Annotated in this window: 22 protein-coding genes and 2 pseudogenes; 13 read left to right on the top strand and 11 right to left on the bottom strand. The window is 55.8% G+C overall.

All coding sequences use genetic code 11. From position 1 onward, the window contains the following. Window positions 1-342 precede the first annotated feature (342 nt). On the top strand, window positions 343-1,878 hold the full coding sequence (locus C1Y42_RS09260; RefSeq protein WP_031280208.1) for a SpoVR family protein: 1,536 nt from the start codon (window positions 343-345) through the stop codon (window positions 1,876-1,878). A 277-nt stretch (window positions 1,879-2,155) separates the two neighbouring features. On the opposite strand, the gene fadR is transcribed toward C1Y42_RS09260, so the two are convergent. Beyond that, window positions 2,156-2,875, bottom strand: coding sequence for a fatty acid metabolism transcriptional regulator FadR (gene fadR / locus C1Y42_RS09255; protein WP_058757728.1), 720 nt, complete (start codon window positions 2,873-2,875; stop codon window positions 2,156-2,158). 309 nt (window positions 2,876-3,184) lie between these two features. Here fadR and dsbB point away from each other — a divergent pair, with 309 nt between their 5' ends. Then, window positions 3,185-3,715 (top strand): disulfide bond formation protein DsbB, encoded by a 531-nt coding sequence (gene dsbB, locus C1Y42_RS09250; protein ID WP_104093242.1) that lies wholly within the window; start codon window positions 3,185-3,187, stop codon window positions 3,713-3,715. 57 nt (window positions 3,716-3,772) lie between these two features. On the opposite strand, the gene C1Y42_RS09245 is transcribed toward dsbB, so the two are convergent. The 3 genes from C1Y42_RS09245 to C1Y42_RS09235 form a co-directional block, all read right to left on the bottom strand. Next, window positions 3,773-4,219, bottom strand: coding sequence for a YcgN family cysteine cluster protein (locus C1Y42_RS09245; protein ID WP_021510046.1), 447 nt, complete (start codon window positions 4,217-4,219; stop codon window positions 3,773-3,775). Window positions 4,220-4,284: 65 nt separating this feature from the next. Next, window positions 4,285-4,944, bottom strand: a complete 660-nt coding sequence (locus C1Y42_RS09240; protein WP_021510045.1) for a fumarylacetoacetate hydrolase family protein — start codon at window positions 4,942-4,944, stop codon at window positions 4,285-4,287. Window positions 4,945-5,214: 270 nt separating this feature from the next. Beyond that, a complete protein-coding gene (locus C1Y42_RS09235; RefSeq protein ID WP_021510044.1) occupies window positions 5,215-5,490 on the bottom strand; it encodes a YcgL domain-containing protein in 276 nt (91 codons plus the stop codon). Between the two features lie 153 nt (window positions 5,491-5,643). On the opposite strand from C1Y42_RS09235, the gene minC reads away from it, so the two are divergent. The 3 genes from minC to minE are packed head-to-tail and all read left to right on the top strand — an operon-like array spanning window position 5,644 to window position 7,470. Continuing rightward, window positions 5,644-6,351 carry a septum site-determining protein MinC gene (gene minC / locus C1Y42_RS09230; protein WP_021510043.1) on the top strand — a complete coding sequence of 236 codons (708 nt, stop codon included), beginning with the start codon at window positions 5,644-5,646 and terminating at the stop codon, window positions 6,349-6,351. A 33-nt stretch (window positions 6,352-6,384) separates the two neighbouring features. After that, window positions 6,385-7,197, top strand: coding sequence for a septum site-determining protein MinD (minD, locus tag C1Y42_RS09225; protein WP_021510042.1), 813 nt, complete (start codon window positions 6,385-6,387; stop codon window positions 7,195-7,197). Window positions 7,198-7,200: 3 nt separating this feature from the next. Next, window positions 7,201-7,470: a cell division topological specificity factor MinE gene (minE, locus tag C1Y42_RS09220; RefSeq protein ID WP_010616394.1), complete on the top strand. Its 270-nt coding sequence runs from the start codon at window positions 7,201-7,203 to the stop codon at window positions 7,468-7,470. Window positions 7,471-7,525: 55 nt separating this feature from the next. Here minE and rnd read toward each other — a convergent pair whose 3' ends face one another. From rnd to C1Y42_RS09195, 5 genes are all read right to left on the bottom strand, one after another. Continuing rightward, entirely contained in the window at window positions 7,526-8,647 is a 1,122-nt protein-coding gene (gene rnd / locus C1Y42_RS09215; RefSeq protein WP_104093241.1) for a ribonuclease D, read from the bottom strand. 105 nt (window positions 8,648-8,752) lie between these two features. Then, complete coding sequence (fadD, locus tag C1Y42_RS09210) at window positions 8,753-10,426, bottom strand: long-chain-fatty-acid--CoA ligase FadD (RefSeq protein ID WP_146068791.1); 1,674 nt, start codon at window positions 10,424-10,426, stop codon at window positions 8,753-8,755. 208 nt (window positions 10,427-10,634) lie between these two features. Further along, window positions 10,635-11,228, bottom strand: a complete 594-nt coding sequence (locus tag C1Y42_RS09205) for a Slp family lipoprotein (protein WP_010616392.1) — start codon at window positions 11,226-11,228, stop codon at window positions 10,635-10,637. A 60-nt stretch (window positions 11,229-11,288) separates the two neighbouring features. Then, the gene (gene tsaB, locus C1Y42_RS09200; RefSeq protein ID WP_104093239.1) at window positions 11,289-11,990 is read right to left on the bottom strand and encodes a tRNA (adenosine(37)-N6)-threonylcarbamoyltransferase complex dimerization subunit type 1 TsaB; all 702 of its coding nucleotides are present in this window, start codon (window positions 11,988-11,990) and stop codon (window positions 11,289-11,291) included. Window positions 11,991-12,042: 52 nt separating this feature from the next. Beyond that, window positions 12,043-13,953 (bottom strand): ATP-dependent DNA helicase, encoded by a 1,911-nt coding sequence (locus C1Y42_RS09195; protein WP_058771245.1) that lies wholly within the window; start codon window positions 13,951-13,953, stop codon window positions 12,043-12,045. A gap of 477 nt (window positions 13,954-14,430) precedes the next feature. On the opposite strand from C1Y42_RS09195, the gene C1Y42_RS09190 reads away from it, so the two are divergent. The 4 genes and pseudogenes from C1Y42_RS09190 to C1Y42_RS09175 all read left to right on the top strand — a co-directional run bounded on the left by C1Y42_RS09190 (window position 14,431) and on the right by C1Y42_RS09175 (window position 17,701). Then, entirely contained in the window at window positions 14,431-15,516 is a 1,086-nt protein-coding gene (locus C1Y42_RS09190; protein WP_104093238.1) for an acyltransferase, read from the top strand. A 332-nt stretch (window positions 15,517-15,848) separates the two neighbouring features. Next, window positions 15,849-16,995, top strand: a pseudogene (locus C1Y42_RS09185) (IS3 family transposase). Between the two features lie 67 nt (window positions 16,996-17,062). Beyond that, window positions 17,063-17,338, top strand: a pseudogene (locus C1Y42_RS23835) (tyrosine-type recombinase/integrase); the annotation flags it as partial. Window positions 17,339-17,347: 9 nt separating this feature from the next. Next, entirely contained in the window at window positions 17,348-17,701 is a 354-nt protein-coding gene (locus C1Y42_RS09175; protein WP_104093236.1) for a RidA family protein, read from the top strand. Between the two features lie 13 nt (window positions 17,702-17,714). On the opposite strand, the gene C1Y42_RS09170 is transcribed toward C1Y42_RS09175, so the two are convergent. Continuing rightward, entirely contained in the window at window positions 17,715-17,900 is a 186-nt protein-coding gene (locus tag C1Y42_RS09170) for a YoaH family protein (RefSeq protein WP_058774597.1), read from the bottom strand. A gap of 115 nt (window positions 17,901-18,015) precedes the next feature. Here C1Y42_RS09170 and pabB point away from each other — a divergent pair, with 115 nt between their 5' ends. The 4 genes from pabB to C1Y42_RS09150 all read left to right on the top strand — a co-directional run bounded on the left by pabB (window position 18,016) and on the right by C1Y42_RS09150 (window position 23,291). Continuing rightward, a complete protein-coding gene (pabB, locus tag C1Y42_RS09165) occupies window positions 18,016-19,368 on the top strand; it encodes an aminodeoxychorismate synthase component 1 (RefSeq protein ID WP_104093235.1) in 1,353 nt (450 codons plus the stop codon). A gap of 1 nt (window position 19,369) precedes the next feature. Then, the gene (locus tag C1Y42_RS09160) at window positions 19,370-19,939 is read left to right on the top strand and encodes a CoA pyrophosphatase (protein WP_021510033.1); all 570 of its coding nucleotides are present in this window, start codon (window positions 19,370-19,372) and stop codon (window positions 19,937-19,939) included. 190 nt (window positions 19,940-20,129) lie between these two features. Further along, window positions 20,130-21,494, top strand: a complete 1,365-nt coding sequence (locus C1Y42_RS09155) for an L-serine ammonia-lyase (RefSeq protein ID WP_058774595.1) — start codon at window positions 20,130-20,132, stop codon at window positions 21,492-21,494. Window positions 21,495-21,728: 234 nt separating this feature from the next. Beyond that, entirely contained in the window at window positions 21,729-23,291 is a 1,563-nt protein-coding gene (locus C1Y42_RS09150) for an EAL domain-containing protein (protein ID WP_058757738.1), read from the top strand. 12 nt (window positions 23,292-23,303) lie between these two features. On the opposite strand, the gene C1Y42_RS09145 is transcribed toward C1Y42_RS09150, so the two are convergent. Further along, on the bottom strand, window positions 23,304-24,872 hold the full coding sequence (locus tag C1Y42_RS09145) for a TerC family protein (protein WP_021510030.1): 1,569 nt from the start codon (window positions 24,870-24,872) through the stop codon (window positions 23,304-23,306). Window positions 24,873-25,043 lie beyond the last annotated feature (171 nt).

The following is a 25,043-nucleotide window of genomic DNA, read 5'->3' as shown; positions in this document are numbered from 1 at the left end:
TGTGCCTTAAAAGCGTTAACCAGCGAATTATTATGCGAAAGACAGAGCATCTCACTTTTTTCAGGAGAAAGCGCCGCAGTCATATCGCGCGCTTATAAACAGGATTTAATGCTGCAATTTATCACTCAGATAACACATCACCTTATTAGCTACCAAAGCACGCCTATTATGATGATTTTGTACCAAAAGAATTCGATTGAGTTCCCGCATCGGATAAGCGACAGTGGACTATCATTGAAGTGTTCGCTCAGTTTTTTTGGGCTGTCTTTCTCAGGATGAAGCCTTAAACGATCGTGACAGGTGACACTCTGTTGCCTGCCGCTTGCAAAACAGAGGTGCGCTATGACGACAATGTTTGACGAGCCAACCCGCAACAGCAAACGACTCAGTGACGGTCCCGACTGGACCTTTGAGCTGCTTGATGTCTACCTGGCGGAGATCGACCGCGTGGCCAAAAGCTATGGGCTCGATACCTACCCGCACCAAATCGAAGTGATCACCTCCGAGCAGATGATGGATGCGTATTCCAGCGTGGGGATGCCCATCAATTATGCCCACTGGTCGTTCGGCAAGAAGTTCATCGAAACCGAGCAGCGCTATAAACATGGCCAGCAGGGACTGGCGTACGAGATCGTCATTAACTCGAATCCCTGTATCGCTTATCTGATGGAAGAGAACACCATGACCATGCAGGCGCTGGTGATGGCGCACGCCTGCTATGGCCACAACTCTTTCTTCAAAAATAACTATCTGTTCCGCAGCTGGACCGATGCCAGCTCGATTGTTGATTACCTGCTGTTCGCGCGTAACTACATCTCTGATTGCGAAGAGCGTTATGGCGTGGAAGAGGTCGAGCGGCTGCTGGACTCCTGTCATGCGCTGATGAACTATGGCGTCGATCGCTACAAACGCCCGCAAAAGATTTCGCTGCAGGAAGAGAAAGCGCGGCAGAAAAGCCGGGAAGAGTATCTGCAGAGCCAGGTCAATACGCTGTGGCGCACCCTGCCACGCAAAGAGAAAGAGTTTACTCAGGTCGAGGCGGCGCGCTATCCCTCTGAGCCGCAGGAAAACCTGCTGTACTTTATGGAAAAGAACGCGCCACTGCTGGAGTCGTGGCAGCGTGAAGTGCTGCGCATTGTGCGTAAAGTCAGCCAGTATTTTTACCCGCAGAAACAGACCCAGGTGATGAATGAAGGCTGGGCGACCTTCTGGCACTACACCATCCTGAATCACCTGTACGATGAGGGCAAAGTGTCGGAACGCTTTATGATGGAGTTCCTGCACAGCCATACCAACGTGGTGTATCAGCCGCCGTATAACAGCCAGTGGTATAACGGTATCAACCCGTATGCGCTGGGCTTTGCCATGTTCCAGGACATCAAGCGCATCTGTCAGTCGCCAACCGAAGAAGATCGCTACTGGTTCCCGGACATCGCCGGCTCCGACTGGCTGAAGACGCTGCATTTCGCCATGCGCGAATTTAAAGACGAGAGTTTCATCAGCCAGTTCCTGTCGCCGAAAGTGATGCGGGATTTCCGTCTGTTTACGGTGATGGACGACGATCGCAATAATTATCTTGAGATTGCCGCCATTCATGATGAGGCGGGATATCGCGCGATTCGTCAGCAGCTGTCAGCGCAGTATAATCTGAGCAATCTGGAGCCGAATATTCAGGTGTACAACGTTGACCTGCGCGGTGACCGTTCGCTGACGCTACGCTATGTGCCGCAGCAGCGCGCCCCGCTCGATAAGAGCCGTCGCGATGTGCTGAAGCATGTGCATCGGCTGTGGGGTTTTGATGTCAATCTGGAACAGCAGAACGAAGATGGCAGCGTGGAGCTGCTGGATCGCTGTCCGGCGCGCGGACCGGCGCTTTGAGAGGAAGATAAAACGCGCAGGGTTGCGCTGGACCTGCCGCATCGGCTGCTGCCGGGCCAGGTCCTCGCGCCGCTACGCGGTACCTGCGGCGTTTACGTTACGCCTTACGGACCGGCCGGTATCGGTCATCCTGACCGGCCCGGCCTGATTCCCGCTTCCCACGGGAATCTCCTGGCGCAACGTAAAAGCCTCAGCGCTGCGGATTGCCCTTGCATCAGCCGACGCGTCAGGTCAGTCAAAATTGTGCCCGGCTAAAACCGTACCTGGCAGGGCAAACTTAACGCTTACTGCTCAAATCATCCGGCATGCTTTTCTGCATACTGTGCCAGATTTCACCGCTGCGGCGGCCGTAGTTACGCACGCTGTCGACGATCTGATCCTGCGTCGGCTGTTTGCCACACAGATCCGCCAGCTGACGATAGAAGTTACGCGCCAGTTCACGCGCTTCCGGATTCGAGAAGTAATGGCGGCCAACGCGGGTGTACAGTCCTTTCAGACCGTTGAGAATCAGGCCGTAAATCGGGTTGCCGGAAGCAAAGGCCAGGCCGCGAAACACGCGGTAATCCAGCTCGGTATAGGCTTCAGCCTGATCTTCCTCGCTCAGCGCACTCTCCAGCACTTCACGCGCCTTATCCGGATGATGGCGCAGCGCGCGACTGATAAATATCGACGCGATATTGGTGCGCACTGACAGCAGGTTATCAATTAACTGCGGCACACTGTCGTGGTCAAGACGGGCGAGCGTTTCGAGGATATTAAGACCAGACGTTTCCCAGAAATCATTGACGCGGGTGGGTTTACCATGCTGAATGGTCAGCCAGCCATCACGAGCCAGCCGCTGCAGCACTTCACGCAGAGTGGTGCGGGTCACGCCGATCAGTTCAGAAAGCTCACGTTCAGCAGGAAGAATCGATCCCGGCGGAAAACGGCTGTTCCAGATGCTTTCAATTATGTACTCTTCAGCGAATCCTGCAGGGCTCTGTGCCTTAATCACCATAGCATTTATTTCTCGTTGCTTTCTTTGTCGTAATGGCACTCATCATACCAGAGGGGTCATAGCGGAAATAGCCTGCCAGCGGATTAAAAGCGCGCGCTGGCGCAAAATTCAGCAGCTGCGCAGCGAAATAAGCCGTGGGTTACGCTGCGCTTGCGTGGGCGCTTTTGATGACGTGTGCTAAAAGCCACGATTTTTTGGCGTGGATCAGGGATAAGTCATTTTTATACATGATTTTTTCCCCCTGCCTGGCTGGCACGGGTACGCTTTTGGTTTACACTGCGATGCATTAACGGCTACGGGAAAAGCAATATGTTGCGATACTTGAATCAATGCTCACGCGGACGCGGTGCCTGGTTATTAATGGCCCTGACCGCCCTGGTTTTTGAACTGGTTGCGCTGTTCTTTCAGCACGTGATGGGACTGCAACCCTGCGTAATGTGTATCTATGAGCGTTGTGTGCTGTTTGGCGTCATGGGCGCCGGCCTGGTGGGTGCAATTGCGCCTAAAACGCCGCTGCGCTGGGCAGCCATCGCCATCTGGCTCTACAGCGCTTATGAAGGGGTACGCCTCTCTTATGAGCACACCATGATTCAGCTGCATCCCAATCCGTTTGTGACCTGCGATTTTGCTGCTCGCTTCCCGAGCTGGCTGCCGCTGGATAAATGGCTGCCGGCGGTATTTGTCGCCAGCGGTGACTGCGCCGAACGCGGATGGACTTTCCTGACCTGGAGCATGCCGCAGTGGATGATCGTGATTTTTGCCGCTTATCTGCTGGTGGGCATTCTGGTATTGATTGCGCAACCGTTCAAAGCAAAACGTCGCGATCTGTTTGGTCGCTGAGTCCCAGTCAAACTAAGTCTCAGACAAAACAGGCAGCCGCGGCTGCCTGTTGCATTATCAGCCGTTACGATCCGGCCGGTCTATAATGTGTTCTTCCCAGTCGCGCACTTCACTCTCGCGCACCGCGATGTATCGCACCGAAATACGCTGAGCATGCATCGCCTTCTTCGACCCGGCAATCAGCGGGTGCCACGCCGGCAGCGTTTTGCCCTCCCCTAACAGCCGGTAAGCGCAGGTGCGCGGCAGCCAGTTAAAGGTGGTGAGATTCTCGCGCGTCAGCTTGATGCAATCTTCTTCGTACTCGAAGCGACGCTCATAATTGCGGCACTGACAGGTCTTGATGTTGAGCTGATTGCAGGCGACATTGGTGAAGTAAATCTCATCGGTATCCGCATCCTGCAACTTATTCAGACAGCACTGTCCACAGCCGTCGCACAGCGATTCCCACTCTGCGTCGTTCATTTGGTCCAGGCGTTTGGTCTGCCAGAAAGGTTGGTCGGTCATGATAGCGGTCCGGGTTGAGCAACAAGACCGCACCTTATAAAGCTTCAGGTGCGGTGATGCAAGTATTACAGTACGCGGGTGCTGATACCGTGACCGGCCAGCGACACTTCCAGCTTATCGCCGGAGCGCAGCGGGCCCACGCCTTCAGGCGTACCGGTCAGCACCACGTCACCGGCGCGCAGCGTGAAGTACTGGCTCATGTAAGCAATCAGCGGCAGAATTTTGTGGATCATATCTGCCGTGGTGCCGTGCTGGCGCACCTCGCCATTAATAACCAGCTTGAGTTCGGCATCCTGCGGATCGACGCTGAATTCAGCCGCCGGGATAAACCCGGACAGCGGACAGGAGTTATCGAAACTCTTGGCGCGCTCCCATGGCTGACCGGCTTTCTTAAACCCGGCCTGCAAATCGCGCAGCGTTAAATCCAGCGCGACGCCATAACCGGCAATCGCTTTTGCCACGTGCTCTTCACTGGCCTGCTTCAGGGTGGCACCAATCAGCACCGCCAGCTCCACTTCATGATGCACCTCACCAAAGCTGGCCGGGATCGACAGTGGCTGCCGCAAATCGCACACTGCGGTTTCCGGTTTGATAAACACCACCGGCTCACTCGGGGTGGCGCTGCCCATCTCTTTAATATGCTTTGCATAGTTGCTGCCGACGCACACCACTTTGCTGACCGGATAATCCAACAGCGCGCCCTGCCAGTTACGATGCTGATACATGCTAATCCCCTGCTTGAGTTGTGTTAGGTGCCAGCCGCGCTGGCGAAGATGTCTCATCAGCCGCCGGAACGTGGCAGGCTGCTGAGCACTATATTAGCGGGTTTATCGCGGCGCACGTGACGGAAAGCGGCAAAAGCCGTTCCCCTGTTCATCAGGTCCGCCGCTTAAGACAACGATTATTGCCCACAATAATGGGTTAAGGTGAGCAATTAAATTAATGCCGAAGCACTGATTATATTTACAGGATATATTTTTACAGATGAATCTGAATTAAACTTTTTTACCCTGTTCAAGATGAATGTTGAGCAGACTTTCTACCGGTGGTGGGATCTGCAAATAATAACCTTGTTCGCTTAAACCCTGCTTCACTTTATTGATGTCAGCGTTGGCCAGCCTGTCGCGCTGGTCGAGGGACAGCACCATCGCCAGCTGCGGTTTACCAAAGCCGCGCAGCAGTTCTTCCGGGACGCGCGAAAAATCGTCTTTTTTTTCTACATACAGATAAGTCTGGTCGCGTTGCGGGCTTCTATAGATCACACAAAACATATTTTTTACTCGAATTAACTAAGGGCGTCACTTGCCTGAATATAGCAGTAACTATAACATGCTTGCAGAACTTCGAATATTGACCCGCGGGTGTTAATGACGATTTTATCGGCGTTTACTTCAGGGTCGTAAAACAGGACTGAGTCAGGACAGATGTCGCAATCGCCAATCGAATTCAAGGGCAGCAGTTTTACCCTGTCAGTTGTTCATCTGCACCATTCGCAACCCGAGGTGATTCGTCAGGCGCTGCAGGACAAGATCGACCAGGCCCCGGCTTTTCTGCACAACGCGCCGGTGGTGCTGAACGTGTCAGCCCTGAACGGTGACATCAACTGGAAGCAGATGCAGCAGGCCGTCAGTGCCACCGGCTTACGCATTGTGGGCGTGAGCGGCTGTAAAGATGAAGCCCTGAAAAAGATGATTGCCCGCGCTGGCCTGCCGGTGCTGTCAGAGGGTAAAGAGAACCGCAAACGCGCTGATGCGCCCGCGCCGGAGCCGGAAGCGGTCGCGCCGCCGGTCAGCGAACCGGCCAGCAAAACGCGTATCATCAATACGCCAGTGCGTTCCGGTCAGCAGATTTACGCGCGCAACGCCGATTTGATCGTCACCAGCAGCGTCAGCGCCGGTGCCGAACTGGTGGCAGACGGCAACATTCATATTTACGGCATGATGCGCGGCCGCGCGCTGGCCGGTGCCAGCGGCGATCGCGACTGCCAGATTTTTTGCACCAACCTGTCAGCAGAGTTGGTCTCCATTGCCGGCGAATACTGGATCATGGACCAGATCCCGGCGGAATTCTTTGGTAAAGCTGCGCGCCTGTGCCTTAAAGAGGGCGCGCTCACCATCCAGACACTTAATTAGGCCCCTTTTCTTTCGTTAAGGAAATCAACATTTATGGCACGCATCATTGTAGTTACATCGGGTAAAGGGGGCGTTGGCAAGACCACGTCAAGCGCGGCCATCGCCACAGGGTTAGCGCAGAAAGGCAAAAAAACCGTGGTGATCGATTTCGATATCGGTCTGCGTAACCTCGATCTGATCATGGGCTGTGAACGCCGCGTGGTGTATGACTTTGTCAACGTTATTCAGGGCGATGCGACGCTGAATCAGGCACTGATTCGCGACAAGCGCACCGAGCAGCTTTATATTCTGCCCGCGTCACAAACCCGTGATAAAGATGCCCTGACCCGCGAAGGCGTGGAAAAAGTGCTGAACGACCTGGCGGCAATGGACTTCGATTTTATCGTCTGCGACTCGCCGGCCGGTATCGAAACCGGTGCGCTGATGGCGCTGTACTTCGCGGATGAAGCGATCATTACCACCAACCCGGAAGTCTCTTCCGTGCGTGACTCAGACCGTATTCTCGGCATCATCTCGTCGAAATCACGTCGCGCTGAAAACAGCGAAGAGCCGGTAAAAGAGCACCTGTTACTGACCCGCTATAACCCGGGACGCGTAACGCGTGGCGACATGCTGAGCATGGAAGACGTGCTGGAAATCCTGCGCATTCCTCTGGTCGGCGTGATTCCGGAAGATCAGTCGGTGCTGCGCGCGTCTAACCAGGGTGAGCCCGTGATCCTCGATGCAAACTCTGACGCCGGTAAAGCTTACGCTGATACCGTAGATCGCCTGCTTGGCGAAGAACGCCCCTTCCGCTTTATTGAAGAAGAGAAGAAGGGTTTCCTGAAACGCCTGTTCGGGGGATAACCAATGGCATTACTTGATTTCTTTTTATCCCGTAAGAAGAACACAGCCAACATAGCCAAGGAGAGGCTGCAGATTATCGTGGCCGAACGCAGAAGGGGCGACAGTGAGCCCCACTATCTGCCGCAGCTGAAGCGCGATATCCTGGAAGTGATCTGTAAATACGTGAAAATTGACCCGGACATGGTCACGGTGCAGCTGGATCAGAAAGGGGATGACATCTCTATCCTCGAGCTCAACGTGACGCTGCCGGAGACGGAAGACGTTCCTAAATGATTGTAGCGGGTTCCTGATTTTCCCCTGCGTGGTTGCGCAGGGGAAAACGTTCCGCTTACAGCGTGTGTAAAATCTCGTCGATACCGGCTTTCAACACCTCACCCCGCCAGCCTGCCAGCAGTTCCGGCGGACGCGTGGCGCTCTTCAGTCCCCAGTGCACGCTCAGCACCTGGTTAATTTGGCGCCGTGATGCTAACAGCTCCTGACTGTAACCGGTCTGCTCACTCACCTGCTGTACCAGCGCTTTAATCGCCTTGAACGCCTGCTTGTAATGCGCGTGGTCAATCAGATTAGGCAACGGCGGCGGTAACGTGGCCTCATCCAGCGCCTGCGCCTCTGCCACCATTGCCACCAGCGCCTTACCGTGGAAGCGGATTTCGTGACCGTTCAGGCCGAGATGATCCAGCTCGCCAAGGCTACCAGGCATAAAGCGCGCGACTTTCCACAGGTTCTCTTCGCGCACCACAAAATTCACCGCCATGTCTTTCTGCCGGGCGAGGTTGAGACGCCACGCGGCCAGACGCTGCAGCACCGCCAGCTGGCGCGGACGCAGCTGCCACGCGTTGGTGATATCGCGCCACGCCTCTTCCGGCTGCAGCACGTCAAGACGGCGCTGACACAGCGTGGCGCATTCACTCAGCGCCGCCGCCATGTTGCCTGCCGCTTCGGTTTGCGCCACCAGCTGATGGGCGATCGGCAACAGATAAGCCACATCGGCCGCAGCGTACTGGCACTGCCGCTCAGTAAGCGGACGCGCCAGCCAGTCGGTGCGCGCTTCGCTCTTATCCAGCTCAATCTGGTTGAAATGATTGACCATCGCGGCAAAGCCCCACGACAGCGGCTGCCCGGCGAAAGCGGCCAGAATCTGCGTATCGATCATCGGCTCCGGCAGACAGCCGAAACGATGCAGGAAGACTTCGAGGTCTTCCCCGCCGGCGTGCAGGAACTTGGTCAGCTGACGATCCTGCAGCAGCGCAATAAACGGTGCCCAGTCGCTGATGGTTAACGGATCGATCAGAACCAGTTGCTCGCCATCGAAGAGCTGGATCAGGCCAAGCTGCGGATAGTACGTGCGGGTGCGCACGAATTCGGTATCCAGCGCCACGGCGCGATGCTGACGGGCCTGCTGGCATACGGCGGCCAGCTGGTCATTATGGTCGATCAGGGTGTAATTCACGTTGTCTTTCTCGCTGCGGCAAACCTCGCACAGCGCTCCATGTTAAAAGCAATAAAAACGCCGGACGGTGCCGGCGTTAACCTGAGCATTCAGCGGAAGCCAGTACTACGCTTCGCGCTTCGCCTCGTCGCGCAATTCGCGACGTAAAATTTTACCGACGTTGGTCTTCGGCAGCTCATCACGAAACTCGATAATCTTCGGCACTTTATAGCCGGTGAGCTGACGGCGACAATGATCCAGCACTTCCTCTTTCGTTAGCGACGGATCTTTTTTTACGATGCACACTTTTACCGCTTCGCCGGAGAGATCGCTCGGCACGCCAATCGCCGCCGCTTCGCGCACCTTGGCGTGCTGCATCAGCACATCTTCGATTTCGTTAGGATACACGTTAAAGCCGGACACCAGAATCATGTCTTTTTTACGATCGACGATGCGGATAAACCCTTCAGCGTCCACGGTAACAATATCACCGGTGTGCAGCCAGCCATTTTTCAGCACTTCCTCGCTGGCATCCGGCCGCTGCCAGTAGCCAACCATGACCTGCGGCCCGCGAATGCACAGTTCACCCGGCTCGCCCGGCGGTACGTCGCGGTCTTCATCATCGACAATACGCACGTCGGTGGACGGAACCGGCAAACCGATGCTGCCGGTGTGGCAGGTAATATCATACGGATTAACCGACACCAGCGGTGAGCATTCGGTGAGTCCGTAGCCCTCCAGCAGATAGTGCCCGGTGAGTTTCTCCCAGCGCTCGGCCACCGCTTTCTGCACCGCCATGCCGCCACCAGCTGACAGACGCAGCGTGGAGAAGTCCAGCTGGTTAAAATTGGCATCGTTCAGCAGGGCGTTGAACAACGTATTAACACCGGTGATGGCGGTAAAGGGAAATTTGCTCAGCTCTTTAACGAAGCCGGGAATATCGCGCGGGTTGGTAATCAGCAGGTTGGTGCCGCCCAGGTCGAGGAACAGCAGACAGTTCACCGTCAGGGCAAAGATGTGATAAAGCGGCAGCGCGGTCACCACCTGCTCCTGACCGGCGCGCAGCAGTTTACCGTAGGTGGCTTTGGTCTGCTCCAGATTAGCCTGCATGTTGCCGTGGGTCAGCATGGCGCCTTTCGCCACGCCGGTAGTGCCACCGGTGTACTGCAGAAATGCCAGATCCTGATTATTAATCACAGGACGATGATAGCTCATCTGCTCGCCCTGCTGTAGCGCATGACGGAACGGTACGGCCCCTGGCAGATGGTATTTCGGTACCAGCTTTTTCACATATTTGACGACGAAGTTCACCAGCGTGGCTTTCACCGGCGCCAGCTGATCGCCCATGCGCGTCAGCATCACGTGCTTAACCGGGGTTTCCGCGACCACTTTTTCCAGCGTATGGGCGAAGTTGGAGACAATGACAATCGCACTGGCACCGCTGTCATTAAGCTGGTGCTTCAGCTCGCGCGGCGTGTACAACGGGTTAACATTCACCACCACCATACCGGCACGCAGGACGCCAAACAGCGCCACCGGATACTGCAGCAGATTCGGCATCATCAGCGCGACGCGATCGCCCTGCTGCAAGCCTAATCCCTGTTGCAGCCAGGCCGCAAAAGCGCGGCTCTGCTGCTCCAGCTGGCGGTAAGTCATTGGCTGGCCCATGTTAATGAAAGCCACCTGATCGGCATAACGTTGCGCTGCGTGTTCGAAAAGATCGACCAAAGAGGGATAACGGTCTGCGTTAATTTCCGCTGGTACATCTGGCGGATAGCGTTTCAGCCAAACCTTGTTCAAAGAATCACCCCGATATTCTTGTTGCGTAGCCATCGCCGCCTCTGCAATCAGTGTTGTTAACAATATTTTAACTGATTGTACCAGTTTGCCTGTTCCGGCATTTTCAGGTTGCGAGGCGCATCACTAAATTTCGCGCATCGGTTGCGCGCCCAATAAAAAGGCCCGTTCGCGAGCACCGCGACCGGGCCGTAAAAAAAACTGTTTAGCGCTATTCGGTAAGAATGGTCTCGACCTGCGCCGGACCGCCGGTGTTCATGCCCCAGTAGGGGTTAGGGCCCCAATAGCCGGGATGGCGACGCGTCGGCCCGTACCAAATCCACGGATCGATCGGCTGCGGCGGCGTCATCACCTGCTGAGTCAAATGCCAGCGCTGATAACCGCGCACATCAATCACCACAAAGTTGTAACTGGCTTTGCCAATTTCTCCTTTCTCGGTGCCTTTGATGTTGCCCAGCACCGTGACGTACTGATTATTGACGTCGATCGGATCAACAAAACCATGAATGTCCGCATAAATGCGGCCAATTGAGGCAGCACCGAGGCGCGGTCGTGCGCTGTCATCCAGCGGCTGAGTGGCAATTTCCAGCCGGGTCAGGCCGTTAAGGTTGGTCACCTTCACGACTTTGCCGCCGAAGCGCGACTCCTGGCCGACATACAGCTGCGGCGCATTCATCACGCGTAATAAATCCTGCTGTGGAAGCTGAGAACTCCCTTTAATGGCATCCGGCACTGACACGCAGCCGCTGAGCAACAGCGCACAGGCTAACAGAGCGCCAGACATCCCTTTACGACTAATTGGCATAGCACTTCTCCTGTTATTTCTCCGTTAGACTGAAGGCGCAAAAATAAGTTGCGTAGGCGCCTAGCGCCCCGGCAATTTTTTCCATGCCACTTCATTGCGCAGATAAACCGGCTCAGCATTTTCCACCGCCACGCTATCGTCGCGCTGCCAGGCGCTGAGCGCCAGCGGCAGCATATCTTCTGCGGCAGGCAGCGTGACCGTGGTGGTCAGCAGTTGTGCCCCGGTCGTGCCAGCCAGCAGCTGCGGATATGCCTGCCAGCCGGTGCCGACAGTGGCCCACTCGCCGCTCAACTGCGCGATGCGCGCCTGTGCCGCTTCCGGCTTGAGTACGGCTTCGCTCTCAGCGCCCTGCCACTCGCCCTGCTCATCACGCTGATACTCTGCCCAGTAGACTTCACCCATGCGCGCATCAATCGCCGCCAGCACGCGCGTTGCCCCGGCCAAACGCCAGGCGCCCTGCGCCATGGTTGCCAGCGAGGATACGCCAATCATCGGCAGATTTGCGCCCAGCGCCAGGCCCTGCGCGATGCCAATGCCGATGCGCACGCCGGTAAAACTGCCGGGCCCGCGGCCAAACGCCAGCGCGTCCAGCGCGCTCAGCGCCAGCGACTGCGCCTGCAGCAATTCCTGCACCAGCGGCAGAATACGTTGAGTATGATCGCGGGGCGCGATTTCGAAGCGGGCATCGATCTGCTGCTGATTCAGCAGCGCGGCAGAACAGGCTTCTGTCGCAGTGTCCAGGGCTAAAATTCGGGCGGACATAACAACCTCAGAGAATCAAAATGGCGCGCATCTTACCACAGCCTGGCACAAATTAGTGCTGCTCTGGCGGACGCACAAAGTCAATCGCACGCTGTAAATCGCGGGTGCGCGGTGTCGGCGGCAGGCTATTAAGGAACAGACCGCCATACGGACGCGACACCAGCCGCTGGTCACAAATCACCAGCACGCCGCGATCGTCGGTATCGCGAATCAGACGGCCCACGCCCTGCTTGAGGGTGATCACCGCGTCCGGCAGCTGCACATCGTTGAACGGATCGCCGCCGCGCAGACGGCAATCCTCCATGCGCGCCTTCAGCAGCGGATCTTCCGGTGAGGTAAACGGCAGCTTGTCGATGATCACCAGCGACAGCGCATCACCGCGCACGTCAACGCCTTCCCAGAAGCTGCTGGTGGCCACCAGCAGTGCGTTGCCGGCATCAAGAAACTGTTTGAGCAGCTGGCCTTTGCTGGTTTCGCCCTGCAACAGCACCGGTAAGGTCATGGAGGCGCGGAACTCCGCCGCCAGCTCACGCATCATTTTGTGCGAGGTGCACAGGAAGAAACAGCGCCCTTTGTTGGCTTCAATCAGCGGTTTCATCATGCGTGCCAGCTGACGCGCACCGCCGGGATAGTTGGGTTCCGGCATGTTGCGCGGCACGCACAGCAAGGCCTGCTGCGCATAATCAAACGGACTTTCGAGGATCAGGGTGCGGGCATTATCCACGCCGAGCCGGCTGGCGAAGTGGCTCATCTGTTCGTTGACCGCCAGCGTCGCCGAGGTGAATACCCACGCCGCTTTGCGTCCGTCCATCACTTCGCGGAAGCGCTCCGCGACCGACAGCGGCGTTAGCGCCAGCGTAAAGTGCCGGCTGCTGCATTCGTACCAGTAGCTAAAGCCCGGTTCATCAATCGCACGTAAACGCTTGAGCCGGGTGCGATACAGCGCGGCACGCTCGAAGGCAGCGTCCAGCAGCGCGGAACGGCCCAGCGACAGCTTAATCACGTCGTAACACAGCTCGAGCGCATCATCCAGCAGCGTAAACATGCGCATGATGTTGTTGTCGCTCAGCAGGTCACGCAGATTGCCGCGAAAACCGGGCTCGCCCAGCGTCAGGCGGAAATCCTGTGCGCACTGCGCCAGCCGGTCGGCGGATTTCTGCAGCTGCTGCACATCGCGCACCTCGGTGCGGTAGGCAAGGATAATGTCTTTGGCGAGATCCTGCAGTTGCCGGCTCGACAGCTGCTGGCCAAAATACTGGCTGGCTATATCCGGCAGCTGGTGCGCTTCATCGAAGATCATCACGTCGGCTTCCGGGATCAGCTCGCCAAATCCCCCCTCTTTGACCACCAGGTCAGCGAGAAACAGGTGATGGTTCACCACCACCACATCCGCATCCATCGCTTTTTTGCGCGCCTTCACCACGAAGCAATCTTTATACAGCGGGCAATCGCTGCCGAGGCAGTTATCGTTGGTGCTGGTGACGTAAGGCCAGATCGGACTGTCTTCCGCGACGCCGGCGCAGCTGCTGACGTCGCCATCAACGGTCTCCGAAGACCAGCTGCGCACGTTAATCAGATCGCCGAGCGCCTGCACGCTGAGATCGCCGCCAGTCTGATTTTGCTGCTCCAGCCGTTCCAGGCACAGATAGTTGGAGCGCCCTTTCAGCAGCGCGGTTTTGCCGCTGAACGCCAGGGCGCGGGCAATGGTCGGCAGATCGCGGTTGTAGAGCTGATCCTGCAACGCTTTGGAACCGGTCGATACAATGACTTTTTTCTTCGCCCGCAACGCCGGAGCCAGATACGCATAAGTTTTACCGGTGCCGGTGCCGGCCTCGACCACCAGCTCGCCTGCCTGCTGCACCGCTTCGCTCACTGCCTGCGCCATTTCGCGCTGTGCCGCGCGCGGCTTAAAGCCGGGAATCGCCTGCGCTAACGCGCCATCCGCTGCAAAATCGTCTGCCACACATCCTCACCGATTGCTCTTAAAACACCTGTAATTATGTCAGGATTCACCGCAGGCGACCACAACAGATGACAGCCGGCCATGGGATATGGCAGGCTAACGCAGCAAAAATAAAGGAGAACAGCATGACCATTACGCGTATTGATGCAGAGAAGCATGACCAAAGTAGTAATTTACATTTAATTCAGTAACTAAACCCCTCTCTACCGCGATCACAAGTGACATGATGTTAAAACATGCAAAGGCTTGCTACGATCACAAAACTTTGCCTGGCTTAAATCTGTCTCATCGCAATACATGAAAAAAACGCGCGCGTCAGCTAGGCTATCGTCACCACTCCGCAATCAACCCAGTTCGGCGCAGTATGCCCTTGAACCCTCGCCGGAACTTTTTTGTCATGAGAATTATCTTAGATTGTAAGACCTTGTCAGATGATGGTATCTTCCGCAGACGATATCATAATGGAGCCTTGACTGAATGTTAGGGATAATCAGATTTTTTTTGGCAAGCTGCGTAATTGTTTTTCATTTATCATTGCAAGTGCCGCATATCGGACTGCTTGCCGTTAATTTTTTCTACGTTATTAGTGGTTATCTGATAACTATGATCTTGAACGATTCCTATAGGTTTAACTTTAAGTCTTTCGCTTTGAATAGATTTTTGCGCTTATATCCTACATATTTCTTTTTTTCAGCTATATCGATAGTGTTTTCTGTAACTTACATATCGGGGCATACGAGCTCGCCGTTCCACCCATCGTGGTCTGGTCATTACCAGCCATTTGATTTAATCGCGAACATATTCTTATTTCCTTGGGAGATTCTAAACGATTATGGAATACTCTCTTTTTTTAGCAATCCCTATGTGCCTAGTGAAGCCGCCAGATTTAGGTGGATACCGTCAAGTTGGTCAGTGGCAGTTGAAATTATATGCTACGTAATACTTTGGGCTTTCACAGCAAGGAACTTTTTTTCAGCATTGATCACCTTAGCTGCAGCAATTGTCATAAATGCTTTAGTAGGACATTTCAACCTTAACCCACTATATAGATACTCACCGTTCTTTGCAGCAATGCTACCTTTCAGCTTGGGTGCTCTTTCTTACTTTTTGGTGAAGGCAAACGATCATAGAAAGCACCTTTTCGAAATATTAGATAGATACCAACTCGTAACTTTAATTTTTATAGTGGCATTATTTACTGTGAATTGGTATTTCGCTTCAAAGCAGTGGGGAGTGGCTCTGTTTTCATCAATAGCATATTATACAAATAATCTTATTGCTTGCTTAGCAGTTATTATTTTCCACAAAACCCAGCCAAAAGGTTTCTACGATAAAATTTGTAAGTTCATTGGCGATCTTTCCTACCCTATATTTATATCTCAATATTTAGGCGGCTACATCGCATGGATCATGCTTGGATCCCCCATCCAAAACAGAGGATGGGAGGTTTTCTTTTATGGTTATGCAGTGACACTGGCAATGTCAATTTTATCAGTTTTAATAATTGATGGACCGATAAAAAAAGTCAGAAACATAATCAGGCCTAAGACGGTAGTTCCATAAAATTCTTATCCATGTAAAATTTGCTTGTCAGCCTTGTTTTAGAGCTTTCCGGGCTGACAATAGACATCATTTTTTACTTTATGAAAAAATAACCGTCCATTTCTAATGAGTCATCTGCAACAATGGTGTTGAACACTTCCGTATCTTTGTTTTTAATCATCGCGAACCTTGGCATGATTTACAATCAATGATTAATAATCGTGGTGCGCCTGCGCGACCATTTTAACAGTGCCATTCTGACTAATGGTAATGCAAGCGCCACCACCACCTGAATCGCCACAGATTTAACAGATACCTCATAGTCATTTAAGATGACTTAAAGAGAGGTGCCCATGAGCGGTAAGCGTTATCCTGAAGAGTTTAAAATTGAAGCAGTCAAACAGGTTGTTGATCGTGGTCATTCTGTTTCCAGTGTTGCAACACGTCTTGATATCACCACTCACAGTCTTTACGCCTGGATAAAGAAGTACGGTCCGGATTCTTCCACTAATAATGAACAGTCAGATGCTCAGGCCGAGATCCGCCGTCTCCAGAAAGAGTTGAAGCGGGTTACAGACGAACGGGACATATTAAAAAAAGCCGCAGCGTACTTCGCAAAGCTGTCCGACTGAGGTACGCCTTTATCCGCGACAACCGCCGTTGCTGGCCTTTTCGTTTGCGCTGTCGGGTTCTGGATGTCCATCCGAGTGGATTTTATTTCTGGCTTCAGCAGCCACATTCACAGCGTCACCAGACAGACCAGATGCTGACCGGGCAGATCAAACAGTTCTGGCATGAGTCTGGCTGCGTCTATGGTTATCGCAAGATCCATCCCGATCTGCGTGATACCGGACAGCAGTGCGGAGTGAATCGGGTCTGGCGGCTGATGAAGCGTGCCGGAATAAAAGCTCATGTTGTGTACCGTTGCCCACGGGCACGTAAAGGCGAAGCCTGCATCGTGACACCCAACAGGCTCCAGCGGCAATTCAATCCGGACTCACCGGATGAGCGTTGGGTGACGGACATAACCTAAGCCCGAACCCACGGAGGCTGGCTGTATCTGGCTTGGTGGTTTACCTGTTCTCACGAAAAGTTATCGGCTGGTCAATGCAACCCCGCATGACAAAAAAAATTGTCCTGAACGCATTACTTATGACGCTGTGGAGGCGTAATCCTCAAAAGCAGGTACTGGTTCACTCTGATCAGGGCAGTCAGTACACGAGCCATGAGTGGCAGTCGATCCTGAAATCACACGGTCTGAAAGGCAGCATGAGTCGTCGCGCTAACTGCCATGACAACGCGGTTGCGGAAAGCTTTTTCCAGTTACTGAAACGCGAACGAATTAAGAAAAGGATCTACGGAACGAGAGACGAAGCCAGAAGCGATACTTTTAATTATATCGAAATGTTTTATAACAGTAAGCGTCGGCATGGTTCGAGCGAGCAGATGCCACCGGCTGAATATGAAAACCTATATTATCAACGGCTCAAAAGTGTCTAGATTATCCGTGGCAATTCATACCGGCAATGTGTCAAAGGTCACGTGCCCAGTCAACAGCAATGCTAACAAAGGGTGGCCAGCGGCATTACTTAGAGCAGGTATTGAGGATTTCATGTTTAATGACCTGAGACACACATGGGCAACATGGCTGATCGTGGCTGGAGTACCAATAACTGTTTTGCAGGAGATGGGAGGCTGGCAAAATATTAATATGGTAAGACGATATGCTCACTTTTCATCCGGGCATTTATCCCTGCACGCGAAGCGGATTGATGATATTTTTTCGCAAAATGTCACAAATATGTCCCACCTCGATTTCAGGGATGGGGCCAACAATGATTAAGGTGCTGTAATGTCGAAGGAAATCCTCAGAGTTGAACCCGTAGAACACCGCATGTCCGAAGCGGTTGTACATGACCAGACCGTGTATTACACCAGCGTGCCGGAGAATCTGGATGACGATGCGGAAGCGCAGACCGCCAACGCGCTGGCGGTGATTGACCGCATCCTGACGCGCGTGGGTTCGGATAAAAGCAAAATTCTCGACGCCACCATTTTCCTGGTAGACAAAGAGGACTTTGCCGCGATGAACCGCGCCTGGGATGCGTGGGTCTCGCCGGGTAATGCGCCGGTACGCTGCACGGTGCAGGCCGGCCTGATGAATCCGCGCTATAAAGTGGAAATCAAAATCATCGCCGCGCTATAACGCTCGCCGGGCGCTATTCGTCGTCTTCGTCCTCTTCGAAGCGCGCCCGAATCGCTTCGCCCTGATGGCTCTGGCGAATTTCCTGCGCCACCTGCGCAATCGCCTGCCCGCTGGACATGCCGCCGGCCATCAGTTCCTGAATACGTTCCACTGCCTGCTGCTGTTGTTCGTGCGATAAAGCCGGAAGACCTGAAAACATGATGCACTCCTGTAATGGGGGGACGCATTATTCCACGCTGAACAAACAGGTGCCAGCACCAAAAAAATATGCCAGGCTACGCGCCTGCCTGCTGAACTGATTTAGCCAAACGAACGTGAAAACCCTCTCGCTACAGTATACGCCCGATACACTTTTACACCGTTTTTCCACGCTGGCGCACCGCCCGTGGGCGATGCTGCTGACCTCTGGTCATGCCGAGCACGCGGATAACCGTTTCGATATTCTCACCGCCGACCCGCGGGTCACCCTGACGACGCGCGGTGACAGCACCGCCATCGACGACGGCACCGGCATCAGCCACTCCACCGCCGATCCGCTGCAGCTGGTGCAGCAGCAGCTGGACGCGCTGGGCATCCGGCCGGCGTTTGATGCGAATCTGCCGTTCCAGGGCGGCGCGCTCGGTCTGTTTGGTTATGACCTCGGTCGCCGTTTCGAAACGCTGCCGCAGCGGGCGCAGCAGGATTTACACACGCCGGACATGGCGGTGGGCATTTATGACTGGGCGCTGATTGCCGATCATCATCGCCAGACGCTGACGCTGATTGCCCTGCACGACGCGGAGCAGCGCTGGCAGTGGCTACAGGCGCTGGCGGTGCCGCAGCCCAAACCCTTTGCCCTGACCAGCGACTGGCAGGCCAATATGAGCTATGCGCAGTACGCCGCGCGTTTCCAGGCGGTGCAGGCCTACATTCAGGCGGGCGACTGCTACCAGGTTAATCTGGCGCAGCGTTTTCAGGCCAGCTATCGCGGCGATGAGTGGCAGGCGTTTTTACGTCTCAACCGCGCCAACCGCGCGCCGTTCAGCGCCTTCCTTCGTCTGCCGCACAGTGCCGTGCTGAGTCTGTCGCCCGAGCGTTTTCTCTCGCTGCAGCAACAGCAGATTGAAACCCGCCCGATTAAAGGCACGCTGCCGCGCCTGGCCGATCCGCAGGCCGATCGATTGCAGGCGGAGAAACTGGGCAGCGCCGAAAAAGATCGGGCGGAAAACCTGATGATTGTCGACCTGCTGCGTAATGATATTGGCCGCGTCGCCGAGCCGGGCAGCGTCAGCGTGCCGGAACTGTTTGTGGTGGAGCCGTTCCCGGCGGTGCATCACCTGGTGAGCACGGTGCGGGCCAGACTGCCAGACGCGCTCTCCGCTACCGATTTGCTGCGCGCCTGTTTCCCCGGCGGCTCCATTACCGGCGCGCCCAAGATCCGCGCCATGGAGATCATCGAGGAACTCGAACCGCAGCGGCGCAATGCGTGGTGTGGCAGTATCGGCTACATCAGCCTGTGCGGGCGTATGGACAGCAGCATTACCATCCGCACGCTGATTGCCGAAAACCAGCAGCTGTACTGCGCGGCGGGCGGCGGCCTGGTGGCTGACAGCGATGCTGAGGCGGAATATCAGGAGACGCTGCACAAGCTCAACCGTATTCTGCCCTGTCTGCGTGATGAGGCGTGATATGGAGCTGACGCTGGCGCAGTTTCTCAGTCGCTTTGTGCTGCAGCCGCCGCTGGCGACCGCGCACAGCGTGATCAGCGGACGCCGTGCCGCGGTGCTGGTACCGGTGATTGATGGCGACCAGCCCGAACTGCTGCTGACACGCCGCTCCGCGCTGCTGCGCAAACATGCCGGGCAGGTGGCGTTCCCCGGCGGCATGATGGATGCCACTGACGATTCGCTGATCGCCACCGCGCTGCGTGAAGCACAGGAAGAAGTGGGCATCGCGCCGCAGCAGGTGCGGGTGGTCGGCGTGTTACCGCCGGTCACCAGCAGTACCGGTTTCGCCGTTACGCCCGTGGTCGGCATCATTCCGCCGCACCTGCCGCTGCGGCTCAACCCGGATGAAGTTGAAAGCGCCTTTTCCATGCCGCTCGCAGAGGCGCTGCGGCTGGGGCGCTACAGCGGACTGACGCTGCGCCGCGGTCATCGCCAGCACCAGGTATGGCTGTCGTGGTATGAAGATTATTTTATCTGGGGCATGACCGCCGGTATTCTGCGCGCGCTCGGCCAGCAGATCGCCCTGCCCTGATCCCCCGTCCCGTTTCACCCTGGCCGAAAAATTGATCCCGTTCACATCCGGGAATACGGATAACTATTTCTGTGGTTTATAATTAGTTTATTTCATGCGAAAAGCTGCTCGCTGCCGCCCGCTGGCGATTACTATTAGCCGCATTAACGGCCTGCGCCGTAGAAAAGAAGATTTGTGAGGAGCGTCACCGGTGATAAGTGTTTTTGACATGTTCAAAGTGGGTATCGGCCCGTCCAGTTCGCATACCGTTGGCCCGATGAAAGCGGGCAAACAGTTTGTTGACCTGCTGATCGAACAGGGCAAGCTGCAGGACGTGACGCGCGTGGCGGTGGATGTCTACGGCTCACTGTCGCTCACCGGGAAAGGACACCACACCGACATTGCCATCATCATGGGTCTGGCCGGCTTTGAGCCTGCCAGCGTCGACATCGACAGCATTCCGGCGTTTATCAAAGATGTCGAAACGCGTGAGCGGCTGCTGCTGGCACAGGGCGCGCGCGAGGTCGACTTCCCGCGTGACGGCGGCATGGTATTCCGCAGCGAAAACCTGTCGCTGCATGAAAACGGCATGACTCTGTACGCTTTTGCCGGCGATCGTCTGCTTGAGCGCAAAACCTATTACTCAATTGGCGGCGGCTTTATCGTCGATGAAGCGCACTTTGGTCAGTCAGTACTGGATGAGGTCGCCGTACCCTACCCGTTCCATTCAGCCAAAGAGTTGCTCAGCCACTGCCGCGATACCGGCATGTCGCTTTCCGGGCTGGTGATGAAAAACGAACTGGCGCTGCACAGCCGTGACGAGATTTACGCCTATTTTGGCAACATCTGGCAAACCATGCAGGCGTGTATCGATCGTGGCCTGAATACCGAAGGCGTTTTGCCGGGCCCGCTGCGCGTGCCGCGTCGGGCGGCGTCGCTGCGACGTCTGCTGGTCTCCTCGACCAAACACTCCAACGATCCGATGAACGTCATCGACTGGGTCAATATGTTTGCGCTGGCGGTGAATGAAGAGAATGCGGCCGGTGGTCGTGTGGTCACCGCACCGACCAACGGTGCCTGCGGCATCGTGCCGGCGGTGCTGGCGTATTACGATCACTTCATCGAAACGGTCACGCCGGATATCTTTATCCGCTACTTCCTCGCCTCGGGCGCGATTGGCGTGTTGTACAAAATGAACGCTTCGATTTCCGGTGCCGAAGTCGGCTGCCAGGGCGAAGTAGGCGTGGCCTGCTCAATGGCCGCCGCTGGCCTCGCTGAACTGCTGGGAGCCAGCCCGGAGCAGGTGTGTGTTGCCGCTGAAATCGGCATGGAACACAACCTCGGACTGACCTGCGATCCGGTCGCCGGTCAGGTACAGGTGCCGTGCATTGAGCGTAACGCCATTGCTTCGGTGAAAGCGATCAACGCCGCGCGGATGGCGCTGCGCCGCACCAGCGAGCCGCGCGTATCGCTGGATAAGGTGATCGAGACGATGTACGAGACCGGCAAAGATATGAACGCTAAATATCGTGAGACCTCGCGTGGCGGTCTGGCGATCAAGGTGCAGTGCGACTGACCGACAACGTCGCGTTTCGCTGCTGACAATTGCAGCGATCGGCCATTATTTCTGCAATGGCCTCTACCTCCGCGTTATCAAACCAGATACATTATTTTTGCGCGCGACCTCTAATGGTCGCGCGATTTTTTAGTGCCGCTTTTTTTCTCCAGCCGCGCTAAATTTGGCCGCCGCCATGCCGATAACCTTCACGTTAATTTGGCCTCATTCTTTGTCTTAGCAAGGTGGTTACTGATGCTCCTTCCCCAGCAATTTGTGGGTCAATTTCGCCGTAAGCGCCTGCTTATTGCGTTGGTGATCGCGTCGCTGGTTCTCATTCTTACGCTGACTTTTCGCTACATCGAAGAGAAGTCACGCATTGAGCAGCAGTCCCTTAACTTTGCCACCCGCGCGATTGAGCGCTTTGACCGCATGTTTTCGCCGCTGGACGTCTCCGCCAACAACACGCTGGGGCTGGTGGGCGTGCCCTGCACGCAGGTGCGCTACCCGCTGATTGAGAAGATCGCGGCGCTGCAAACCGTGCGTACCGTGCTGCTGGTGCAGGACGATACCATCTACTGTTCGAGTATTTATGGCCCGCGCCACATCTCGTTCAGCCAGACCTATCCCGAGCTGGCGATCAACAACCAGCGCATGATGCTGTCCACCGACGACTACCTGCTGAAAGGTTCGCCGGTGCTGCTGCTGTGGACGCCAAAGTCGCTGGATAACCAGGACGGCCTGCTGCAGATCATCAACATTGAACTGATGACCAACTATCTGCTGGAGCCGCAGCTGCCGTGGGTGGAGCGCGCGATCTTTAACGTAGGTGGACAGAGCCTTGAGTACGGTAATCCGCTGATCGAGCATACCGTGCCGTCCGATGACGAAGTGGCCTACGATCAGGCCTCGCTGCGTTATCCCTACAGCATTACGCTGTACGGCCCGTCCCCGGCGCGACTGGCGCTCAATACCCTGCCGTCTCAGCTGCCGCTGGCGGTACTGCTGAGCCTGCTACTGGGCTATATCGTCTGGCTGGCCACCGCCAATCGCATGAGCCTGAGCTGGCAAATCAGCTATGGCATCACCGCTAACGAATTTATGGTCTACTGCCAGCCGCTGATCAATGCCCGCAGCGGCGACTGCGATGGTATCGAGCTGCTGCTGCGCTGGCACAATCCGCGCCAGGGCTGGATTGCACCGGACGTATTTATTCCGCTGGCCGAACGCCAGAATCTGATTGCACCGCTGACGCGCTTTGTGATTGCCAGAGTCGTCGCGGAGTTGCCTAATCTGCCACAGTGCCCGGCTTTCCATATCGCGATTAACGTCGCGGCCAGCCACTTCCGCGATCGCCTGATTGTTGAGGATTTACAGCGCTACTGGTGGCCCGCCAATCCCCTGCCGAAACTGGTGGTGGAGCTGACCGAGCGCGATGCGCTGCCGGTCATCGACCAGACGGTCGTGGCGCAGCTGCACGAAATTGGCGTGCGGCTGGCGATTGACGATTTCGGTACCGGCCACAGTTCGCTGGCCTATCTGAAAGACCTGAAGCCGGACGTGCTGAAAATCGATAAAATCTTTACCGCCGCGATTGGTACTGACGCGATCAACGCCACGGTGACGGATATGGTGATTTCACTGGCGCAGCGGCTGAATATCGCGCTGGTCGCGGAGGGAGTGGAAACCGCCGAGCAGGCGCATTATCTGCGCGAGCGCGGCGTGGATCATCTGCAGGGTTACTACTATGCGCGCCCGATGCCGATTGAGGACTTCCCGCAATGGCTGGCGCAGCATCAGGCGCAGCTGGGCGCCTGATGCCGGACGACATCAGGCGTCGCCCTCTTCCTCGTCATGGTGCGGCTTGTCTTTGGTGACGCGCACCAGATCGATACGGTAATCCGTGGCTTCGATAATCTGGAAGTGCAGCGGTGGCAAATCGATAATCTCGCCCGGCAGCGGCAGCTGTCCCTTCTGCTCAATCAGCAGGCCGGCCAGCGACGCGTGATCTTCATCCGGATCGACCAGCTCATGGTGGTCGAGCAGCTGCTGCAGCGAGTGCAGATCGGTACCGCCCTTCACCAGCCAGCCGTCGCCATCCGCCACCACATCCGGCGTTTCGTCTTCGTCCGGGAACTCACCGGCAATCGCTTCCAGCACGTCCAGCGGCGTAATCAGGCCCTGTACCACACCAAATTCGTTGGTAACGATGACGAAGCTCCCTTTAGCGCGACGCAATACGCCCAGCAGGTTGATCGGATCCAGCGTTTCCGGTACCACAATCGGCGGCGTGTTGGCCGCGAAGGTCGCGACATCCATACCGTGCTCCAGCGCCACCAGCAGCTCTTTCGCGCGCACCACGCCGATGATCTCATCCAGCTCGCCGCGACACACCGGGAACAAACTGTGAGGCGTATCCAGCAGCTGAATGCGGATCTCATCCAGCGGACGCGAGACGTCAACCCAAGAGATATCGCCGCGCGGCGTCATGATGCTGCGAATCGAACGCTGTGACAGCGTCAGCACGCCGTTAATCATGTAACGCTCTTCGTCTTTAAACGCTTCCTGCGGCATCGCTTCGGTCAGCGACGCTTCTTCGGTATGCGCCGGCTGGTTACGCTGACGCCCGCCCATCAGACGCAGAATCGCTTCGGCGGTACGTTCACGCATCGGGCGGTGCGCCTGATGACGGATAAAGTTCCGGCGCGCAATCTGGTTGAACAGCTCGATCAGAATCGAGAAGCCAATTGCCGCGTACAGATAGCCTTTCGGAATATGGAAACCAAAGCCTTCCGCCACCAGCGACAGACCAATCATCAGCAGGAAGCTCAGACACAGCACCACCACCGTTGGGTGCGCGTTGACGAAGCGGGTCAGCGGTTTTGAGGCCAGCAGCATCACGCCCATGGCAATCACCACTGCCGTCATCATCACCGGCAGATGGTTCACCATACCGACGGCGGTAATCACCGCATCCAGGGAAAACACCGCGTCCAGCACCACAATCTGCGTCACGACCGCCCAGAAGCTGGCATAGGCTTTGTTGCCCTGATGCTCCATGCCACGGTTTTCCAGCCGCTCGTGCAGTTCCATGGTGGCCTTAAACAACAGGAACAAACCACCAATCAACAGAATTAAATCTCGTCCGGAAAAGCTGAAATCGCCTACGCTGAATAGGGGTCGCGTCAGCGTCACCATCCAGGAGATCAGCGACAGCAGGCCGAGGCGCATCACCAGCGCCAGCGACAGACCAATCAGGCGCGCTTTATCGCGCTGTTTCGGTGGCAGCTTGTCGGCAAGAATGGCGATAAACACCAGGTTGTCGATGCCGAGCACAATCTCCAGCACGATCAGCGTCAGTAAACCCGCCCAGATTGAGGGGTCGAAGAGAAATTCCATCAATGACTCCTTGCTAAACGTAAGGGCGAACGCGACTGAGCCTGCGCCGGAAGGCGAGACGAGAGAGCGTTAACGGATGAGGCAACACCGGCAGGTGTCAGGGTGCGCGCTGAGCAGCGCGGGGAACAAGTGAAGCGACGTCGGTGACGGTCCATATAGGTGAGCTAAAGC

The sequence above is a fragment of the Pantoea sp. ICBG 985 genome (genome assembly GCF_002928365.1).
GTDB classification, from domain to species: domain Bacteria; phylum Pseudomonadota; class Gammaproteobacteria; order Enterobacterales; family Enterobacteriaceae; genus Pantoea; species Pantoea dispersa.
This window is presented reverse-complemented; position numbering and strand designations above follow the sequence as displayed.

What these genes read in the sequence shown, in the direction of transcription:
- C1Y42_RS09260 (WP_031280208.1), top strand. Translation starts at nt 343, where the DNA reads ATGACGACAATGTTTGACGAGCCAACCCGCAACAGCAAACGACTCAGT.
- fadR (WP_058757728.1), bottom strand. Translation starts at nt 2,875, where the DNA reads ATGGTGATTAAGGCACAGAGCCCTGCAGGATTCGCTGAAGAGTACATA.
- dsbB (WP_104093242.1), top strand. Translation starts at nt 3,185, where the DNA reads ATGTTGCGATACTTGAATCAATGCTCACGCGGACGCGGTGCCTGGTTA.
- C1Y42_RS09245 (WP_021510046.1), bottom strand. Translation starts at nt 4,219, where the DNA reads ATGACCGACCAACCTTTCTGGCAGACCAAACGCCTGGACCAAATGAAC.
- C1Y42_RS09240 (WP_021510045.1), bottom strand. Translation starts at nt 4,944, where the DNA reads ATGTATCAGCATCGTAACTGGCAGGGCGCGCTGTTGGATTATCCGGTC.
- C1Y42_RS09235 (WP_021510044.1), bottom strand. Translation starts at nt 5,490, where the DNA reads ATGTTTTGTGTGATCTATAGAAGCCCGCAACGCGACCAGACTTATCTG.
- minC (WP_021510043.1), top strand. Translation starts at nt 5,644, where the DNA reads ATGTCGCAATCGCCAATCGAATTCAAGGGCAGCAGTTTTACCCTGTCA.
- minD (WP_021510042.1), top strand. Translation starts at nt 6,385, where the DNA reads ATGGCACGCATCATTGTAGTTACATCGGGTAAAGGGGGCGTTGGCAAG.
- minE (WP_010616394.1), top strand. Translation starts at nt 7,201, where the DNA reads ATGGCATTACTTGATTTCTTTTTATCCCGTAAGAAGAACACAGCCAAC.
- C1Y42_RS09205 (WP_010616392.1), bottom strand. Translation starts at nt 11,228, where the DNA reads ATGCCAATTAGTCGTAAAGGGATGTCTGGCGCTCTGTTAGCCTGTGCG.
- tsaB (WP_104093239.1), bottom strand. Translation starts at nt 11,990, where the DNA reads ATGTCCGCCCGAATTTTAGCCCTGGACACTGCGACAGAAGCCTGTTCT.
- C1Y42_RS09190 (WP_104093238.1), top strand. Translation starts at nt 14,431, where the DNA reads ATGTTAGGGATAATCAGATTTTTTTTGGCAAGCTGCGTAATTGTTTTT.
- C1Y42_RS09175 (WP_104093236.1), top strand. Translation starts at nt 17,348, where the DNA reads ATGTCGAAGGAAATCCTCAGAGTTGAACCCGTAGAACACCGCATGTCC.
- C1Y42_RS09170 (WP_058774597.1), bottom strand. Translation starts at nt 17,900, where the DNA reads ATGTTTTCAGGTCTTCCGGCTTTATCGCACGAACAACAGCAGCAGGCA.
- C1Y42_RS09160 (WP_021510033.1), top strand. Translation starts at nt 19,370, where the DNA reads ATGGAGCTGACGCTGGCGCAGTTTCTCAGTCGCTTTGTGCTGCAGCCG.
- C1Y42_RS09150 (WP_058757738.1), top strand. Translation starts at nt 21,729, where the DNA reads ATGCTCCTTCCCCAGCAATTTGTGGGTCAATTTCGCCGTAAGCGCCTG.
- C1Y42_RS09145 (WP_021510030.1), bottom strand. Translation starts at nt 24,872, where the DNA reads ATGGAATTTCTCTTCGACCCCTCAATCTGGGCGGGTTTACTGACGCTG.